This is a genomic window from Lysinibacillus sp. VIII_CA (assembly GCF_049943995.1).
GTDB classification, from domain to species: Bacteria; Bacillota; Bacilli; order Bacillales_A; family Planococcaceae; genus Lysinibacillus; species Lysinibacillus pinottii.
In genome coordinates this window covers 169,892-185,555 of record NZ_JBNFXM010000007.1, presented here as the reverse complement: position 1 = coordinate 185,555, position 15,664 = coordinate 169,892, and the positions used below count along the sequence as shown (strand labels likewise).

Sequence of the window (15,664 nt, the reverse complement as noted above, 5' to 3'; positions counted from 1 at the left end):
AACAGTACACCTCAAGCTGATCTAGTGAAAAATTATAGAATTTCAAATACTCCAGCGGCTCCCATGCCGCCACCAATACACATAGTTACCACGCCATATTTCTTACCTTGACGCTTTAATTCATGAATAAGTTTTAGTGTTAAAATAGCACCCGTTGCACCAAGTGGATGTCCTAATGCGATAGCTCCACCATTTACATTGACCTTATCTTGGTCGATGCCTAAATGACGGACCACCTGTAAGGATTGCGATGCAAATGCTTCATTGATTTCCCATAGATCAATCGCATCTATTGATAAACCTGCGATTTCTAACGCTTTTGGTACCGCCACAATGGGACCAATCCCCATTACTTCAGGTGGTACACCACCCACTGCAAAACCTAGGAATTTTGCCATTGGTGTTAAACCTTGCTTGACTGCCTCTTCACGCTCCATTACCAATACAGCTGCTGCACCATCAGATGTTTGAGAAGCGTTCCCTGCTGTCACACTCCCTTTCACATGGAAAGCTGGACGAAGCTTCGCTAAACCTTCAACCGATGTACCTGAACGGACACCCTCATCCATGCTGAAAGTGAATTTTTTCACCTGTGGCTTATTGTTCTCATCAACATAATGTTGTTCCACTTCTATAGGTACAATCTCATCATTAAATTTACCTTCTTTAATTGCCTTTTCAGCAAGTGCATGTGAGCGAACAGCAAAAGCATCTTGATCTTCGCGACTTACATTGTATTGACGAGCTACTTCCTCAGCTGTATGCCCCATTCCCATATAATATTGTGGAGCTGTTTCAGCTAACGTTGGATTTAAGCGGGGCGTGTTCCCCACCATTGGTACCATACTCATTGATTCAACACCACCAGCGAGGATGGCCTTTGAGTGCCCGAGCATGATTCGCTCAGCTGCATAGGCAATCGCCTGTAGACCCGAAGAACAAAATCTATTAATGGTTAGTGCAGGAGTTGTATCTGGTAGTCCGGCAAGTGCACCGATGCTACGAGCTACATTCATCCCCTGTTCTGCTTCTGGCATAGCACAGCCTAAAATTAAATCATCTATCGGTCCCTCATAGCCTGCTCTTTTTAATGTTTCTTTGACAACGGCAGCACCAAAGTCATCTGGTCTTACTGTTGCTAAAGAACCTTTTTTTGCTTTTCCAATTGGAGTTCGTGCTCCTGCTACAATAACGGCTTCACGCATCGTATAATCCCCCTTTGTTTCATGTGCAAGTTTTGTCTATTTCGTCCATTAGTTACGAAGTGGTTTCCCCTTTAACAGCATATGTTGCATTCTTTGCTGTGAAAGTGGATCAGCAACAAGGCTAAGGAATGCCTCACGCTCTAAGTTTAATAGATACTGTTCATCTACTAATGTGCCATATGGAACCTTACCACCCGCAATCACATAAGCTAGCTTTTTAGCAATTTTCAAATCATGCTTACTGATAAAGCCTGACTCATACATACCTTGCGCACCAATGAGTAATGTACCGTAGCCTGATGCACCAACCACAGGAACTTTTGTTGGGACAGGTGGTTGATAGCCTGCTTCATAAAGTGCTAAAGCCGCTTGTTTCGCGTCATATAATTGATGGTCTGGGTTAACAGAAATTCCATCTGCGAAGTTTAAGAAGTTATTTTCACGTGCTTCCTCACCAGATGTTGAAACTTTCGCCATGGCAATTGTTTCAAATACTTTATTTGCAATATGTTGATAGTCTATTTCTACACCATTTGGTAGACCCTTTAGGAATTTTTGATAAAGCGCTTTATTCCCTCCGCCACCTGGAATTAATCCAACGCCTACTTCTACTAAGCCCATATATGTTTCCATCGTTGCCTGGATATGTGCAGCAGGTAAGCAAACCTCTGCACCACCACCTAATGTCATCGCAAACGGAGCCGCCACAACCGGCTTACGTGAATATTTAATTTTTTGCATCGCATCTTGGAAAGCCTTAATGACAAAGTCTAGTTCAAAGATATTATCATCCTGTGCTTCGACTAAAATCATTCCTAGATTTGCACCAACACAGAAGTTTTTCCCCTGGTTTCCTATCACTAAGCCCTTATAATTAGCTTCTACCTCATCGATGGCAAAGTTTATCATTTGAATAATATCCAAGCCTATAGCATTTGACTGTGAATGGAACTCTAATAATGCAATTCCATCACCTAAGTCTATTAAACTAGCACCTGTATTGGATTTAATCACGCCATGTTTTTTCTTATATCGTTTTAAATCGATTTCCTTTTCATTGACAGGCACTTTAACATACTCCGACCCATTATAGTAAGCCAAGTCACCATCTATATCGGAATAGAAAGTTTCAAACCCATTGGCTATCATCTCTTTTACAAAGGCAGGTACTTCTCGACCTTCTGTCTCCATTTTTGCGACAGCTTCTTTCACGCCAATAGCATCCCAAATTTCAAATGGTCCTTGTTGCCAGCCGAATCCCCATTTCATCGCATTATCAATAGCCACAATATCGTCTGCAATTTCACCGTATAGCTGAGCAGAATAAATTAATGTTGGAGCAAATATCCCCCATAATAATTCACCTGTACGATCCTTTGCATATGTTAAAGCCTTCACTTTATTAGCTAATCCACGAGTTTGTTTCGCCATTTCAATGGAAGGTGTCTTTAATTTTTTCACAGGACTATACGCCAAAGTCATTGGGTCAATTTCATGAATCTCTTTTCCTTGCTTTATGAAGAAGCCCTGGCCTGATTTTGCCCCAAGCCAACCGTTCGTGACCATTTTTTGCAAAAACTCTGGTACAGCAAATACTTGCTGCTCCTCACCTGTTGTTTGATCGTAGACATTTTTAGCTACATGAATAAATGTATCTAAACCAACAACATCTAGCGTTCGGAAAGTTGCCGATTTAGGACGACCAATAAGTGGACCTGTCACGGAATCCACTTCCCCAACTGAGTAACCACCTTTTAACATTTCTTGTAACGTGATGAGTAACCCATAAGTGCCGATGCGGTTAGCAATAAAATTAGGTGTATCCTTTGCTAGCACAACGCCCTTTCCAAGCACATCTTCACCAAATGTTTTCATAAAGCTCACTACTTCAGGTGCAGTTGTATCAGCTGGAATCACCTCTAATAATTTTAAATAGCGAGGTGGGTTGAAAAAGTGTGTGCCAAGAAAATGCTTTTTAAAATCCTCTGAACGTCCTTCTGCCATTGCATTAATACTAATCCCGGATGTGTTTGAACTAATAATTGTTCCAGGTGTACGAATAGCATCGATTTTTTCATATAAACTTTGTTTTATAGGTAAGTTTTCTACAACAACTTCAATAATCCAATCTACATCTTTTAGTTTCCCTAAATCATCCTCAAAGTTGCCGACCGTTAGTAGTGATAAATTTTTCTTAGAAGTAAGTGGTGCTGGCTTTTGCTTTAACAACTTTTGCAAAGCTCCATTAACAAGACGATTTCTTACAGCTGGATGCTCTAAGGAAAGACCTTTTGCCTCTTCCTCATGTGTTAGTTCCTTCGGTGCAATATCTAATAGTAATGTTGGTATACCGATATTAGCTAAATGTGCTGCAATTCCAGAGCCCATCACCCCAGAACCTAGAACAGCAGCTTTTTTAATGTTATAAGTCACAAGCAATTCCCCCTTATTCTTCCATTGAATGAATAGCCATTCATTTTTTGGCCAAAAAAATATCAAGTGTACCTTAGTGGATTTTTGTTCCTCTGCTGAATGACTATTTACTCAATTCAACCAAGGAGCCCTAAGGTTTATCTCCGTTTCAAAAGATTGCTAATGAATGAAGATAAAACTACTTTTCTATTTTTAGTGTAGATTATTTTGTCTAATTTAGCAATCTTTTTTCAAGAATTATTTTCGCAATATACATCTTTTTTTGTTGTTTACGAGCTAAAAGGAGACAATAAGTAGCTATCACCACAGTCAAACAGAAAACTTTCAGGTTACGGGAAAAATGTGTAGAATGGTAAGCAAGGAGAGTGAATACTTAATGAAAACAATTACTACTGCAGAACAATTTAATGAATTAATCAATGGCGACCAAAAAGTACTAGTGAAATTTTACGCTGGCTGGTGCCCAGATTGTACACGTATGAACATGTTCATCGACCCAATCATTGAAGAGTATAACCAATTTGATTGGTATGAACTAAACCGTGACGAGCTTCCAGAAATCGCAGACAAATATGATGTAATGGGCATCCCAAGTTTATTAATTTTCCAAAACGGTGAAAAGCTTGCTCACTTACACAGTGCCAATGCAAAAACACCTCAACAAGTAACGGAATTTTTATCTGCTCAACAATAACAATAATGAGAGCTGCATTTCTTCATGAAATGCAGCTCTTTTTGAAAGGAGATACCATTATGCGCCAACAATTGGGACTACTCGGAAAATCACAATATGATGCATCGATTGCGCCAAACTATCGTAATTCTGCTTGTGGTCCTACTACAGTACACGTTATTTTAAATTATTTGAATGGGTCCGCTCCTTCAATTAATGAACTCTATAAACAGCTTGGTAGTACAAAAATTGGTTTATTCAAATGGCGATTGATTCGCAAATTACGCCAATTATATCCATCGTGGGATGTTCGTACTTGTTCATTAAAAGAAGCTTTGCAGGAAATTGATGCAGGGCGTCCAGTTGCTATGCGTTTTGATCGTTATTTTAGTTTTCGTTGGCGAGATCAAACCTCTACTTTCGCCTATCATTGGGTACCGCTAACTGGCTATGATATTAAAAATAATCAGCTATGGTTAATTTTCCATGACAATGGTACATCAAATCGTGATAGCATCATTCGTCAGGTACTCTATCAAAACAATGAAAAAGTATTATCCTTTGTAAAAATGGTTCCTCACTAGAGCAACTATCGAATAGCCTACTATTTGCTCTCTATTCTTTTCCCACCAATAAAAAAAGCAGAGCATAATACTATACTCTGCGATAACTGATTAAATAAGGGAATACAAAGAACGGGCATGCTTGGCAATAAGCGTGTAGCCACTCTCTTCCATCTCTTTAAATATTTGTGGCTCATAATTTGGTAATAAGAGGCTAGAAAGGTCTGCTTCAATAGGGACATCCGTTTGAATCGTTGCAAGCTCATGCGATAATTTCAGCATATCTATTTGGTCTTGAATTTTTGTTCGTTGACCTGGCTTTAATTCACCGAGCGACGCTAGCACACTATCAATCGAGCCATATGTTTGGATTAATGTGAGTGCTTGCTTAGGACCAATACCTTTAACGCCTGGATAACCATCACTCGTATCTCCCATAAAGGCTTTCACCTGTGCAAACTGCGCTGGTTCAATACTATACTCCTCTTTAAAACGCCCATGCGTATAAATATCATATTCTGTGTAGCCCTTTTTCATAAAAGCAATCTCTGTAGATGGTCTTAAAAGTTGAAGTAAATCTTTATCCCCACTAATTACGGTAATATCTGCGTCGTCCTGCCATTTGGCAATCATAGAACCAATTAAATCATCAGCCTCCATGCCCTTCACGCCAAAATTTTGCCAGCCCATTTGGAGAGATAGGTTTTTTGCCATATCAAATTGAGGCAACATTTCCTCAGGTGGCGCTGGGCGATTTGCTTTATAGCCATCAAATAGCTCATTGCGGAAGGTATGTGCCCCCATATCCCAGCAAACTGCCATATGTGTTGGCTTCATTAAAGATTGTGCAGTTAGTACATGTCGTACAAAGCCTTGTGCTCCGTTCGTTGGAGTGCCATCCGCCAAGCGAATAAAGTGGCCCATGGCAGCCGAGGCGAAAAATGAACGGAATAACAATGCCATACCGTCAACAATCAGTAGTTTTGGTTTTGTTGTCATCATAAATTTCCTCTCTATAACCGTGCAAAGTTTATATAAATTTTTGATACCTATGAAATATTATAGCAAACTTTTAACAATCGGCATTGTCAATACACGGCAATATGCTTATAACGTCACTTTTCCTTTATTTGAGATGCGATTGCGATGATCAAGCTGAATACCTGTTAGCCATTGTAAAAATGCTGTCACACCAATCTTAACGGTTTCTGGACGTAGCGTTCCTTCCTTAGGGTCTGCATAAACAAAATCAATATGGCGAACCCCTTCATTTTCACCTATAAGTTTGAGGATATCAAATAATTCATAGGCTGTTAGACCGCCTGGTGTGGCAGCTGGAACATCTCGTGCAAACATAATATCAAGTGCATCTAAATCCACTGAAACATAAATTCGATCAACCTCATACATAAGCTGACGTAACATTTCATGTATGGTGAGCTGAATACCGTCACGTCGCATTTGCTTTAATGTAATCATATGAATGCCCTGTTCTCTAGCATAATGAATCATTTCAGGTGAATTAAAAAAACCGTGCAATCCGACATTATATATATGTCTCCCTTCCACAATGCCTGAGGCAATCAATTGATGGATAGGAGAATCTTGAGCCAAGCCAATTTCCTCTTGGTTTCTTGCATCTAAATGTGTATCAATTTGAATGATACCAATACGATCCTGCGGAAAGGCATTCTTTATTCCTTTTAGTGAACAGGCGGTAATGGCATGGTCTCCCCCAATCAAGCAAGTAAAGCTTTTTTGAAAAGCTATACTCAAATTCTCTGCTGCAGCCTCGATGGCAGATTCAGAAAGCATTCTATCTTGTTCATGAATCGCCACATCGCCAATATCAACGACTGATAATGCGCGTAAATTGATTTGCTCGTCTAAGTTATATGATTGGAAGCTTGGCCATACTTTACGAAACGCAGTTGGATATTGCGCTTTTCCAGATGCTTCTTCTGCATATGATAAAAGAGCCCCATACACGACAATATCCACATCATTTGGGTTTGGATTTGTTTGCTGCTTTATCCACTGATGCATGGCCGATCCATTCTCTTGCTTCCATCGGCATTCCGGTTCTATAAACATATACATCTACCACCTTTATATCTTTTCTATTCAAGTTAAATGAACCTACATTTTTTCACATGTCCCTCAAATGTCCTACCCAATTCCTACTCTTTCTATATAGTACCATTCGTACATTCATCTTCGTCATTTTTTTCTTTTTTCCTCTTTTCTTTTTAAATTTGAAACACAAAAAAGCAAACTAAAAATCAGTTTGCTTCAAATTTCATATGAGTTGGCGCAGTGTTCAATGAGGTTTTTAGTTTGTTACTTTTGTTGTTTGGAAAGATTTTCACAAAGTTCAGCTACCTCATACATGGAATAGCTTTCAAAATTGTATTGACTGCGTAATTCTTGAAAATAACGTAATAGCTCTTCTAGCATCGCTAAATTTTTAGCTGTATTCTTCCCAAAATTATGGGGATGCCACCATAAATGATAAAAAGCTTGGGCCTTTGCAGCTTCGAGCATACTTTCCTTTATGCGTTTTACCTTTGAGCCCTCGAATACGTGCAATGGACGAAAGTAGGGTCTTAAAAAGGCACTTGAACGAATATTAATCAGTTGCTCGTCCCGCATTTCCTCCAATGTTGCCATATGATGACCAGTAAGATTAATATAGCTATCAAGCCATTTTTTCGCTCCCAAAAATCTGCCTTTTTTCGTAAACTTTTGAGCATTATACAATGGATGATTTTCTGTTCCTCTGTAACAAACATAGCCCGCTTCTACACATGCTTTAAAATAGTCTTTATTCACTTGATTTCTCGGAAAAACCATGGACTTCATGGGCGAAATATAACCCTCAATTATGGTCTTTGTCGCGTCTAAGTCTGCACAAAAAGCAGCTTCTGTTTGACCTTTTTCCAAGCAGTAATAATGGGAAAAGGTATGGCTGCCAATTTCCTGATGTGGTGTACGTTTAATCTCCTCTATCAAAGATTTACCAAAATGTAAGAGGTCCTCTTGTTCGTTTTCGCCTACTTTAGCTAGCTGGCTATGTGCTGCATAGCGCATATTGTCATACTTAACAGGGATACCTCGTAAATAATGAGCCATTTCAGCCTTTGATTCTGCAAACAATAGTCCGACTGTCGCCCAAGTTGCATGAATGTCATATTGCTCAAATAACGCAAGTATACTGGGCAAGGCTTTCCGTACACCATATAGGTTTTTATTGTATTGTCCATATCGAAATACATCATGGACGCCCCAATTCAGCTCAAAATCTAATGAAATAACGAGACCCCCACCATTCATGTTGCTACTTCCTCCATTTTTGCACGCCTAGTAATAGTGCACGTATTTTTGATTGGGTAATGTAGCCTGAGTAAACATTGACAACTTGTCCACCAAAGCTTAGTTTGAAGGCACGTACATTTCGATTATCGGTTAATTCACCCATATCATATAAAACAAAACCTTGCTCCTTAAAATGAAGAAGATTATGCCAGATTAAAAAACGATTTGCATAGCGGTAAGGTCTCTTTAAATGTGTCGATATGGCTGACGCCGCACAGGTAGCTTCATAATAAGACATCGCTTTATTCTCATGTACAATATCCAATCGATAGCACAGTGTCTGTCCACAGATACTTTGGATTTCAGATAATAATAATGCTCCCTGTTTGTTGAGAAGCATGATCGTTTCCATTTGTGATTTACCAATAGCCTCAAGCTTTTTTCTTTTAGCAAAATGATTATAAAATTGCTGAAAAGCTCGTAAGTTTTCGACGGAAGGTTCTTTATATAAAATAACTTGGTAATATTCTTTATGTGCCCGTCGCAATATTTTACGATTCCCTTCAGAAAGTGCTAAATACAATGAAAGTTCATGCCCTTGGAGATCAATATGAATCGCTTCACTTTTAACAAGCTTTCGACTTGGTACAAGTGAATTTGTATAGCCTATTACTTTCATGGATTTTCGAACATTGGCTGGCTTTTCTAAAAAATAAAAATGTTGCATCGCAATATTCCACCGCTTACTTTTAATGGACAGAATGAACATCGCCCCCACTCTCCGTATTTTTTTGTACATGTTGTCGCTCAAAACGAGCAACTTTATAATGTTTCATTCGAATAATAGGTTTATAGCCTAGCTGTCCTAAGCGCTTCCGTTTTCTCCATTGCCAAAAGCTTGCCGTTACCCACAATGTTTGTCGCGGTTTGACTTTTCTGAAATAGGCCGTTATAATTTCGATCTGCTTGAACATATCATAGGCTAAAAAATACGTTTGCTTCGGTAATGCTTCTATTATTTGCAGCGAATCTACACGCCAATTTGTCGCGTGTAATGCAAATGCTGGCTTATTTGTCTCCGCAAAGGAATCCTTATAAACCGTGTACCCTTTATAATAGAGAGCAATGACTTCTTCCTGATCAAGCTGCATCGCTTCCTGAATAGTCATTTCCTCAAATAAGTTGCCCACAGGTTGCTGTGGTGACACATCCTCTGTTGGAGATAATTCATAGAGCTCCACGTGCTTCAAACGAATAAACCTATCTACGAATTGTTGTCCATATTCTAGCCAATCTTTGAGCTTTCCATACTTTACTAAATAGCGAAAACGGCCAAGTGTATTGCGTTTCCAGTCTACAATTCGTTGATTACTTTTTACATATTCCTTGAACCGTTCCTTTAGCAGCATTAAACCTGTCACTAGCTTTGCACGCTTTGTCCCACTGCTGGCAAGCATCCGCCTAGTAAAATCGATATTCGTACGCCAATCAAATTTGTAAGGCTCATAGCCAATGCTCATATCAAATAGCCGATAATTAGCAGCAAAAGTTCGCTGAATAGATTCCTGATTGACTATACGCCCGGGACCAAATACATTAAATGTCGGTTCATGGGCAAGCGCGTAGGTTACATAGCGTCCACGACAAAAAAGTCCATATGTGAAAGCAATCCACTGATTTTCAAAGACAAGTGCATCAACCTCTACTTGTAATGCCTCTCCATTAAGCATGGTTAAGCGCTCAAAAAAGTCTCTTTTCTTCCCTTTTGTAAAGTCACTCGTATCCAGTTTTTTTGCCCATCGTCGATCAAACAATCGAAACATTTGCCAGAGCTCGTCCTGTGCGGGAACTCTCCTTGTTACTGTACCTAGCTTCCGTAGCTTTCTTTCCCGCCGATCGACCCCATGCAGTTTCCGGCGTTGCTGGAAATGTTGTAGAAAATCTACCTCAGAAAAAGCGAGATAGGGAGTGACCACACGGAAAATATTTGCTCGTAACTGTCTTTCCACGAAATATTGTTCAATGACTTTAGTAGACACTTTACTTTCTAATAAGCCATGCAGTGAAAAAATTACGTGCCGATGCTTTCTAATAAGTTCATCGAACACAAAGGTTGTAGTGTTCATTAACCACTCTTTTTTGACAACAACCCCTGTATAATTGGCAATACCTTCACCCGCAAAGGAATACACCCTAATTCCCCATCGACTAGTCACCGTAAAGGGGAAAAAGGCTAGGATGACTCCTTCATGTTCAATAGCGATAAGCTCTACTCGTTCTTTTCGCCCAACTATTTGCCACCAATTATAAAACCAAGCAAATTCAATAAAAGGATTATCATTGTCCTCTTCCTCTAAAATGCCATCCCAGATTTCCTTGTACCACATGAGCTCATCATCTGTTCTTATGCGTATTAATTGCAAGTTAATCTCCTTTCTTTACGAGTTCTGAAACAGCTTGTTGATAGACCATTAACGTTTTTTGATACATAGGGGTAAACGTAAAATACTGTAAATAGCGTCGTTCACTCGCATTGCCCATTTTTTGGCTTAAGGTAGCATCCAATAATAAATGACGAAGCCTCTGCTTCAATAATTCTTTATCCTCTCGCTCTACTAAAAAACCATTGCCATGATCCACAACTAACTCTTTAACACCACCCACATTTGTTGCAACAATAGGGAGGCCTATACGCATGGCTTCAATAATAGAGATTGGCAGCCCCTCCCAATCTGACAACAAAACAAATACATGACTTTTCTCCAAATAGGTGTGTACATCTAATTGATCACCTAAAAATATTATGCGATCTGTTAAATTATGCTGTGCAACAAACTCTTCTAGGGCAGGTCGTAGAGAACCATCTCCAACCAATTGAAGTTGCCACGGAACATCCGTCAGTTCTGCTAAAGCCTCCAGCAATAGATCTTGTCTTTTTGGCACTTCAAAACGAGCAACCATCACAATGACTGGCTGCTCCGTATAAGTCTTTTCTGTTGAAGGATTACTGTCTATTGGAGCAATACCATTATGAATAGTAAGCAGTTTATGAGCTGGAGCAACTTTTTTCATGAGTGCTAGCTCCCGATCATAATCAGATACCGTTATAATTTTTGTGGAGAATCGCTGAACCGATTTTTCCATTCGATAGTAAAGCATCTGTTTCCTTTGAGGAACACCTTCTGTAAAGCTCCAACTATGTGCAGTAAAAACTGTTGGGATGTGCAGTAAACTACCCACTATACGACCTATCACACCAGCCTTAGATGAATGTGTGGCTACCACATCAGGGTGTAAACGTTTGATAACGGCTCTTAATTGCCAAAATGTGCGGAAATCCTTTGCTAGATGAATTGCACGTTGCATAGCCGGAATACGGATAACCGTAATTTTTTCCTCTTGTAAGCGCCAAAGGGATGGCTGGTAGGAGCCAGTCACGACAGTTACTTCATGCCCATCTTGCTTGAGTTGGATGGCTAATGCCTCCACATGCTTTTGTGCTCCACCGATTTTATCCATTCGTGTAATAAGCTGAACAATTTTCAGTATGGCCACTCCCCGTAATTTAATAGGCACCCGTTCTTGCTAGGACTACATAAAGGGTTTTCAAAACAATTTGGACATCCATCCAAAAGGAGTAATGATCAACATATTCAATGTCATATGAAATTTTTTGTCCATGGGAAATATTAGAACGGCCGTTAATCTGGGCAAGACCTGTTAAACCTGGTTTTACCTCTAGTCTTCTGGCCTGTAAATTGTTATAGGCATTTGTAATGGTCGGAACCTCCGGACGAGGCCCCACAATACTCATTTCTCCTTTTAATACATTTAACAGCTGTGGAATTTCATCAATACTTAGCTTTCGAAGGATAGCCCCTACTTTGGTAATCCGTGTATCCTGCTCTAATTTAAAAAAGTAGTCATCTGGGATACCATTCGTACATATAGCTGGCATATTGATTGGAACTGCCTGTATACACATTGTGCGTAGCTTCCAAATAACAAAGCGGTGATGATCCAGGCCAGTTCGTATTTGTTTAAAAAAAATGGGGCGACCTGTTGTGAAGAGTAAAATGAGGAATACAGCTAGCATTAGAGGGATTGTCATAAAAAGTAATAATAATGCCCCGGTAATATCAAATATTCTTTTGCCATACTGACCATAGAATGTGAGATTCTTAGTTGTCGAAACGTGCACTTCACCATCCTTTGCATTTTTTTACTACTTAACACTATATATTCATTTTGAACATTTATAGAACTATTTTAAGAAAAGTGAGTCTAGATGAAAAAAAGAGTTATACCAGCGGCACATGCTGAATAACTCGATTTTTCTTATTATATGCGCGCTCCTAAAATTTGGGCATCACATTCGATTTCCACATTACCCTTTAATGCTTTGCTAATCATACATGTTTGTTCCGCTTTTTGTGCGAAGCGAGTAATTTTTGTTTCAAGATGCTCTGTTAAATTTAAGATAACTATTTTAGGCTTATGAATAATTTTTTCATAGGTAAACACACCATTTACTACACTGACATACCCTTCAGACTGCAGAGATAAATCATGTACAGCCACCTCGGATCTTTCAAGAAGAGCCGCTAATGTAATTAAATAACAAGTCGCTGAAGCCCCTAATAACATTTCATCCGGATTTGTACCAATGCCAGGTCCATCCATCTCCTGAGGAATAGAAATTTGCGTTTTCAGATTGCTAGCGTTGATAGTTCCAGTACCATTTCTTCCATCCGACCAAGTTAAGTCCATTGTAAATTTATGCTGAACCATTTTAAATCCTCCTTTACGTACGTATGACAGAAAAATGCTCGTTCTCCCGAGAAGACGAGCATTCAACGCCAATTATGATAAGAGATACGTAACGCCGCCATTTTATGATACTGCTGTCTCTAACTCTACCACATTTTAACGGTATGCTCGAAATAAGCGTTAAGTTCTAAAATAGGAATATTTTACTTTACTACATAAAAACTAACTATTATTTTACAAAAAACAATGTGACAAATTTTATGGTAGAATAGAATAAATAATTCATTAGGAGATTTTAAAATGATTTTAACAAAGCAAGAAGCAATACAGGCACTTAAAAAGAACAAGTTTATCGGTTTTACTATTACAACAGGTAATATTATTATGAAAAAGATGAATAAAACCGATTATAATATTTTTGTTTTTGAGGAAGGAAAAGAGAAGCCATTACGTTATGTTGGTTCTATTATGAATGTTATGGCAACGATGAGTGACAAAGCATCCAATAAGGATTTTGTCATTGTAGAACAGCTTCCAACTCAAAATAACGTTGCTGAAACGCAAACATCTGAAAACGAAGCAACGTTAGAAGAGAAAGCCGTAGCAGCAGAAGTAGCAGAAGTAGCAGTCGTTGATGAAACCGAAGAAAGCCGTGCTATTGCAGGCTATGAAGACCTATATAAAATGACAGTAAGTGGTCGCATTATTACTGTACGTGAAAATCGTCCATTAGCTCGTTGTAATGACGAATATGGCTTCCATATTGCACGACTTACAAAGGACGGAAAGGCTTCCAGTCATAATGTCTTTGAACTTTGGAAACAAACATTCCCTGAGGTAGAGCAAACTCAATTCAAAGGTGCCTTAAAAGCAAAATACGGGACAGGTTGTAAGCTAATCGATAAACCTGGTATCCATTTTTAATCTAATTCTCTACTAAACAGTAAACCCTCAGTTGAAAACACTGAGGGTTTACTGTTTAGCATGAAATTCTTTTCGCCATTTGAACAACCTAACTAAGGTAATTTGGCTCACTTTATGAAAACCCGCCTGCTTCAGCTTTCGTCGTCTTCGCCCCTCATACCACGGAGCGATTGTACAGACGGATCGCCCTTCACGCTGCACTTCTACAACAATTTCCTTTAGTAGCTGGGTGTCGTATTCTCTGATGAAAGACATATTGGCAGATAGCTCGTACGTATAGCCGCTCACTTCTTCGTACGCTATATGATCGTGCCTCCTATAAACAATTTGATCTCCATCACTAAAAAAACGATTTCCCTTATAAAAATGCGCGATATAAGCAGGCCGCTCATTCAGTGTCATAATATCCTTCATATGTAGCTCTTCAAAGGGCATATATCCTTGATCGTATTTTTGCTCCGCGATATAGATGTCTATCCTATGAATAGCTACGATTCGTTGAAGGACCCCTTTCATTAATCGTAACCATTCTCTTGTTCGAGCATGCTTTAAAAAATACAACAATTCCCCTAACCTGTCCCGCTTCAATTTCACAAGCTGGTGATTGTTTGTTAATTTTCCTTTTACCCGATCTCGTAATACCATCCATGATCGAATAAAGCGCTCAGTAGTGCCTTTCGTACTCATAATAAATTTTCGTGTAAAATCAATATCGGTATACCATTGAAACTTATAGGGCTCATAGCCACTACCAAAATCATAATAACGAAAGCCTGAATCATGTGCTTTGAGCATGTTTTCCTTTTCTATTAAACTGCCAGGGCCAAACCTATTGAAATCAGGCTCATGGCCCATAGCCTGACAAAAATTACGATCTCTACAGCATAAATCAATAGTAAAGCTAATCCAATGCCCTTCAAATTGCAAACTGTCAACCTCGACTCTAAAGGCTTCATTAGAGACATCAGCCAAGCGTTCATAAAACAATCGAGTCTGTGCTTCGGTAAATCGACTTTTGTCCAGCTTCTTGCGCCATCTTCGCATAAAAAGCGTAAACATTTTATGAAAATGATTGACGCCAACGTCCTGAAAGTCAAGGCGTCCAAATAATTTTAATTTCTTCTCATAACGCTTAATGCTTTTAAATGTCTTGCGATGCTTTTTTAAAAAGTCATCAACTGTCATTGATTGAAAATCTATAAATGACGTTACAGTTCGAAATATAGAATAAGGCATCTGGTATTCTATCGCATATTTCTCAAGTTGTTGAGAAGTATCTTTACTTTCAATGAGCCCCTGAAACACGAGCAAATAACGCTTATATTTTTGCGTGATCACCTTCAATATATAATGAATGGCCCGCTCCATCCATTGCTTCTCTGCTATCACTTCCATATAAGTCGCATACCCTTGTCCTAAAAAACCAAAGTAATGAATTTTACCAAAACCGACAGTATGAACTAACGGAAAAAATGCCACAGCGGTCCCTTGATGCTCGACTATAAATATTTCTACATTGTCATGTATACCAAGCGTTGCCCACCATGTCGTAACCCATTCGTATTCAATAAAAGGATTATTATTTTTTTCTTGTTCGAGTATACCTGACCAAGTACTTCGATAGGGCTCTAACATGTCCATTGAAGTGATTATTTTATAGTCTAGCACCGCACTGAATCGCTCCCTTTTCGTTATCCTCACCACATATTTAGTAGCCACTATATTCCTAGCAAGAAAGTATTAGAACAGTCCACCAACGTGAAACCCTCCCTATTCAAATG

The 15,664-nt window shown here is 39.0% G+C and carries 14 protein-coding genes; 3 read left to right on the top strand and 11 right to left on the bottom strand.

Annotation, left to right across the window (positions count from 1 at the left end; genetic code table 11):
• Nucleotides 1–32: 32 nt before the first annotated feature.
• Entirely contained in the window at nt 33–1,205 is a 1,173-nt protein-coding gene (locus tag ACP3VS_RS12240; protein ID WP_031417718.1) for an acetyl-CoA C-acetyltransferase, read from the bottom strand.
• Nucleotides 1,206–1,253: 48 nt separating this feature from the next.
• The gene (locus ACP3VS_RS12235) at nt 1,254–3,638 is read right to left on the bottom strand and encodes a 3-hydroxyacyl-CoA dehydrogenase/enoyl-CoA hydratase family protein (protein ID WP_031417719.1); all 2,385 of its coding nucleotides are present in this window, start codon (nt 3,636–3,638) and stop codon (nt 1,254–1,256) included.
• Between the two features lie 376 nt (nt 3,639–4,014).
• On the opposite strand from ACP3VS_RS12235, the gene ACP3VS_RS12230 reads away from it, so the two are divergent.
• Entirely contained in the window at nt 4,015–4,332 is a 318-nt protein-coding gene (locus tag ACP3VS_RS12230; RefSeq protein ID WP_031417721.1) for a thioredoxin family protein, read from the top strand.
• A 59-nt stretch (nt 4,333–4,391) separates the two neighbouring features.
• On the top strand, nt 4,392–4,895 hold the full coding sequence (locus tag ACP3VS_RS12225) for a C39 family peptidase (RefSeq protein ID WP_031417723.1): 504 nt from the start codon (nt 4,392–4,394) through the stop codon (nt 4,893–4,895).
• A 90-nt stretch (nt 4,896–4,985) separates the two neighbouring features.
• Here ACP3VS_RS12225 and ACP3VS_RS12220 read toward each other — a convergent pair whose 3' ends face one another.
• From ACP3VS_RS12220 to ACP3VS_RS12185, 8 genes are all read right to left on the bottom strand, one after another.
• Complete coding sequence (locus ACP3VS_RS12220; RefSeq protein WP_031417725.1) at nt 4,986–5,873, bottom strand: 5'-3' exonuclease; 888 nt, start codon at nt 5,871–5,873, stop codon at nt 4,986–4,988.
• 108 nt (nt 5,874–5,981) lie between these two features.
• Nucleotides 5,982–6,974: an agmatinase family protein gene (locus tag ACP3VS_RS12215; RefSeq protein WP_031417726.1), complete on the bottom strand. Its 993-nt coding sequence runs from the start codon at nt 6,972–6,974 to the stop codon at nt 5,982–5,984.
• Between the two features lie 240 nt (nt 6,975–7,214).
• Entirely contained in the window at nt 7,215–8,207 is a 993-nt protein-coding gene (locus ACP3VS_RS12210) for a polysaccharide deacetylase family protein (RefSeq protein WP_197224254.1), read from the bottom strand.
• A gap of 4 nt (nt 8,208–8,211) precedes the next feature.
• On the bottom strand, nt 8,212–8,916 hold the full coding sequence (locus ACP3VS_RS12205) for a hypothetical protein (RefSeq protein ID WP_012292305.1): 705 nt from the start codon (nt 8,914–8,916) through the stop codon (nt 8,212–8,214).
• 22 nt (nt 8,917–8,938) lie between these two features.
• Nucleotides 8,939–10,612, bottom strand: coding sequence for a GNAT family N-acetyltransferase (locus tag ACP3VS_RS12200; protein WP_031417730.1), 1,674 nt, complete (start codon nt 10,610–10,612; stop codon nt 8,939–8,941).
• 1 nt (nt 10,613) lies between these two features.
• A complete protein-coding gene (locus ACP3VS_RS12195) occupies nt 10,614–11,744 on the bottom strand; it encodes a glycosyltransferase family 4 protein (protein WP_031417731.1) in 1,131 nt (376 codons plus the stop codon).
• A gap of 10 nt (nt 11,745–11,754) precedes the next feature.
• Nucleotides 11,755–12,390, bottom strand: coding sequence for a sugar transferase (locus ACP3VS_RS12190; RefSeq protein WP_426388819.1), 636 nt, complete (start codon nt 12,388–12,390; stop codon nt 11,755–11,757).
• A gap of 140 nt (nt 12,391–12,530) precedes the next feature.
• Nucleotides 12,531–12,980 carry an SACOL1771 family peroxiredoxin gene (locus ACP3VS_RS12185; protein ID WP_012292301.1) on the bottom strand — a complete coding sequence of 150 codons (450 nt, stop codon included), beginning with the start codon at nt 12,978–12,980 and terminating at the stop codon, nt 12,531–12,533.
• A gap of 279 nt (nt 12,981–13,259) precedes the next feature.
• Between ACP3VS_RS12185 and ACP3VS_RS12180 the strand changes: the two genes are divergently transcribed.
• Nucleotides 13,260–13,883: a hypothetical protein gene (locus ACP3VS_RS12180; RefSeq protein ID WP_012292300.1), complete on the top strand. Its 624-nt coding sequence runs from the start codon at nt 13,260–13,262 to the stop codon at nt 13,881–13,883.
• Nucleotides 13,884–13,931: 48 nt separating this feature from the next.
• Here the strand turns inward: ACP3VS_RS12180 and ACP3VS_RS12175 are convergent, their stop codons facing one another.
• A complete protein-coding gene (locus ACP3VS_RS12175; RefSeq protein WP_426388817.1) occupies nt 13,932–15,551 on the bottom strand; it encodes a GNAT family N-acetyltransferase in 1,620 nt (539 codons plus the stop codon).
• Nucleotides 15,552–15,664: the final 113 nt, after the last annotated feature.